Here is a 287-nt window from a genome sequence, read left to right on the forward strand (position 1 = left end):
GCACCCGATATGCGTGGCTTCTTTCAATGTGCGCCAGGCTGCATAACCATCGCTTACTAATATGCCACGGTAATCACTGAGAAAGGCTTGCGGATATTGTTGCCCGCGACCAGGTTGATAATCGAGCAGCACGATCGGTTCAACACTGTCCTGGCTGCTGCGATAGGCCCACATGTAGGATATGCTGGTGGCAGCCTTGTCCTTTTCCTTGAGCACCTGAACCGTGGTCTCGTCGCCATGAACGAGGGGCTGCAATCTGAGCCGCAGTTTCAGGGTGTCGTAAATAC

The 287-nt window shown here is 53.7% G+C and carries 1 protein-coding gene; it reads right to left on the reverse strand.

The genetic code is table 11. The annotated features are described in order from the left end of the window. The coding region (locus KI686_RS16505) for an IS66 family transposase (protein WP_237590402.1) at positions 1–287 on the reverse strand (287 nt) is incomplete at both ends.

The sequence above is a fragment of the Polaribacter sargassicola genome (genome assembly GCF_021991835.1).
GTDB lineage: Bacteria > Bacteroidota > Bacteroidia > Flavobacteriales > Flavobacteriaceae > Polaribacter > Polaribacter sargassicola.